General features: G+C 40.4%; 3 protein-coding genes. 2 read left to right on the forward strand and 1 reads right to left on the reverse strand.

The genetic code is table 11. The features are described 5' to 3' along the window. Positions 1-58 precede the first annotated feature (58 nt). Complete coding sequence (gene aspA / locus WB217_RS12655; protein ID WP_423993574.1) at positions 59-1,483, reverse strand: aspartate ammonia-lyase; 1,425 nt, start codon at positions 1,481-1,483, stop codon at positions 59-61. A gap of 419 nt (positions 1,484-1,902) precedes the next feature. Between aspA and WB217_RS12660 the strand changes: the two genes are divergently transcribed. Then, entirely contained in the window at positions 1,903-3,210 is a 1,308-nt protein-coding gene (locus WB217_RS12660; protein ID WP_423993575.1) for a MerR family transcriptional regulator, read from the forward strand. A 275-nt stretch (positions 3,211-3,485) separates the two neighbouring features. Further along, on the forward strand, positions 3,486-3,720 hold a 235-nt coding region (locus WB217_RS12665; protein WP_423993576.1), incomplete at its 3' end, for a glycerophosphodiester phosphodiesterase family protein.

The following is a 3,720-nucleotide window of genomic DNA, read 5'->3' on the forward strand; positions in this document are numbered from 1 at the left end:
ATTTAACACATTAAAGCGCTGGGGGTCAGACCCCCAGCGCTTTAATGTGTTAAACTGTTTAATTTTTATTAAGAAGTTCTTCGCCTGCGATGCCTGGGTTTGTCATTTCGTATGGATTAAGGATTAAATCTAGTTCTTCTTCTGTCAATACATCGTATGCAAGACATAGTTCGCGTACTGATTTTCCTGTAAGGATCGCTTCGCGTGCGATCCGTGAAACCGCTTCGTATCCAAGGTGCGGGTTGACTGCGGTGATGATCCCTACACTTCTCTCTACATCCTTCTCAAGCTTTTCTTTGTTTGCCTCGATGCCTACTAAGCAATGGTCTGTAAATACTTTAAAGCCATTGTTCATGATGCTGATCGACTGAATCAGATTGAAGACAAGGACAGGTTCCATAACATTCAGTTCGAGCTGCCCCGCTTCGGATGCAAGACAAATCGTATGGTCATTGCCGATTACCTGGAATGCTACCTGGTTTATGACTTCAGGCATAACAGGATTTACCTTACCGGGCATGATTGAAGAACCTGGCTGGCGAGCAGGAAGGATAATTTCATTGAATCCCACGCGTGGTCCTGAAGCCATCAATCGCAAATCGTTTGCGATTTTGGACATATTCATCATACATACCTTCAAGGCTGCAGAAACAGTCGTATATGCATCGGTATTTTGTGTGGCATCAACCAGATGGTCTGCGTTCGTTAACGGATATCCGCTAATTTCTGACAAATGGACTACAACATTTTTAATATATTTTGGATTAGCGTTTAACCCAGTTCCGACCGCTGTTGCACCCATATTTACCTCATAAAGATGGCCTCTAGTGTGCTTGATCCGTTCGATGTCACGTTCAATGACTCGTGTATATGCTTCGAATTCCTGGCCAAGGCGAATCGGCACCGCATCTTGAAGGTGTGTTCTACCCATTTTAATTACTGAATCGAATTCTCTTGCCTTTTTCGAAAAAACCTCACGCATAATGCTCATCGTGTCAAGGAGCTTGTCTAATAATGAAAGAACGGAAATATGGATCGCAGTAGGAAAAGCATCATTTGTTGATTGGGCCATATTAACGTGTGAATTCGGACTTAATGTAAAATAATCCCCTTTTTCCTCACCAAGCAGTTCGAGAGCGCGATTGGCGATGACTTCATTTGTATTCATATTAATGGATGTTCCAGCTCCGCCTTGAATCGGATCGACGATAAACTGATCGTGCCACTTTCCATCGATGATTTCGTCTGCCGCTTTGACGATGACATCACCAAGGCCGCCATATAGTCTTCCAGTTTCCATATTGGCAAGTGCAGCTGCTTTCTTTACGATCGCCATCGCTTTAATAAGCTCACTATGTATTCTATATCCTGTTATTGGGAAGTTTTCTACGGCCCTCAATGTTTGTATGCCGTAATAGGCATCAGCCAATACTTCCTTCGTTCCTAAAAAATCTTTTTCGATCCGGACTTTTACCTCTGACATTTTCTACGCCTCCAGAAAGTATGTGATGTACGTTTGCTTAAATGATGTATATGTATTAAGAGCTAACCAATCAAAACAGTTTCGAAAACCATATGCTGAAATGTTTTATATGTTTGTCCCCTTCGGACTCCCGTGTTAGCTTGCCTTCCTATTGTAAATCAAATCACTAAAATCATCACGTTAAATCATATGTTTTTGCTATGTATTTTCAAAAATTCCACCTTGCATCCCGAAATCATCTATTTATCCTCCGGATTCAACCAAGATTATGTGCGAACACTGTATGATTTTTGCATCTTATGGTGAAACACCACTACTTTTGATAGCTTTTGTCACCATGCAGGAAAACTAGAATATCAATGAGGAATTTATTTGTTACACATTATTTTTAAAACTATTAACAGAAAGGAATGTGCATGATGACTGACACTCAATTCATGAAAGCATATACGATTAAAGAGGTGTCCAAGAAAATTAATGTTCCCTCGGGAACCATCAGGCAATGGGAAAAGGATCTTTCAGGACTGTTAATCATTCCGCGGACTAAACAAGGCGCGAGATTTTATACAGATATAGAGATTGAATTTTTGATGAAAATCAAACAAATGCGCGATAAAAATTTAAGCAAGGAAATGATTCGCGATCTTCTTCAAAGACATATGGAAAAGGACCCTCAGTCAGTAACAGAGCCATTTTCAGAAACAAGTGCATTAATGATTGAACCGGGCGTCCCTGCCCAGCTTCACGCACAAAATGATGAAGGCTACGAAGCTTTTATGGCTGCTATGGAGCAATATAAAGAAACTTTAATTGCCGAAGTAAAATCGGAAATCAGGAACGGCATTCGTAAAGAGGTTCTGGAGGAAGTTAAAAAGGAGATTTCTAAGGGCACTTTTACGACAGTCAAAACGATTTCTGACTCGATTTATAAATCAGGAGAACGGACTACCGAACAAATTAAAGAACTCTCAGATACAGTGGCGAAAACTTCGGAAGAAAATTCCGAAACCCTCGGAACCATTTCTTCGGAGCTTTCGAATGTATCGAAGGGTACTTCTGAATTGCACACCAGCATTGCAAAAGTATCTCGTGGCACAACAGAAATGTTCGGCATAATTTCTGAAAGTGTCGTAAAAGCTTCACAGGGCACATCTGAAAAAATAGCACAGCTTTCGGACAATATCCAAAAAACATCCAAAGGAACGACAGACAAAATTACCAAGCTCACTGAGAGTGTTGCGAAGGTTTCGAAGGGTACCACCGAAAAAATAAATACCCTATCAGGAAGCATTGCGAATGTTTCAAAAGGGACTTCCGAAAAGATTGCTTCCCTGGCAAACAGCCTGACAAAGACTTCGAAAGGAACGAATGACAAGATCACAACCCTGTCAAGTTCAGTTGAAAAACTGACGTCCGGGACTAACAAAGAATTATCAGTGCTGTCTGAACGCTTGAACGAGAGGACAGAAACGGTAGCAGAGGAGTTTAAAATTCTTGCTGATTATGTGTCAAACAGCCGTGAAGCAACCCATCAGGAACTCTCAAATTTAAATGAAATCCTCACGCAAGAAAGAGATTATTTTGTTAAGACCATTAAAACCGAACGCGAAGAATTCCGGAAAGAGATCAGGCAGCGTGACGAAATGTTTAAAGATATGGTCGAAAGCTTCCGCGAAACAGCAGCTTCAAAACATCATAAACGCAATTGGTGGAAGGTTTGGAAATAGTATTGAATTAGTTCTGCAAAGGTTATTTCGTACTTTTTGTTAAATGCAAGACAATAATGAATCGACGCTTCATTTACTTTTAGAGTACACGGTTATGGCAATAAAACGATTGTGAAAACTACCTTAAGAAAAAAACATATTACAAGCAAAGATGTTAATAATATTTACACCCAGTTAAATTGCTAATAAGATTTTTTATCTAAAAGTTAACTATTTTCTCTGGAAGTCTCCGAATCAAATCAGCTATGAATTCACACTAAGGGGAGAGTGAGGAGATGAAATGCATATATCGAATGGCGGCTATTGCTCTTTTCTGCTTTTCTTTTTTACAAGCTGATTCAGCCTTGGCAAAAAGCCCTTCTCATTTTGGACCATTCAAACCAATTATCATCGCCCATCGCGGTGCGTCGGGACATGCCCCTGAACACACTTTTACGGCGTATGAACTTGGGACCATAATGGAGGGAGATTATATAGAGATTGATCTCCAGATGACGAAGGACGGACAAT

Origin of the sequence: Mesobacillus sp. (assembly GCF_049588175.1) — a bacterium.
Classification (GTDB): domain Bacteria; phylum Bacillota; class Bacilli; order Bacillales; family Cytobacillaceae; genus Mesobacillus.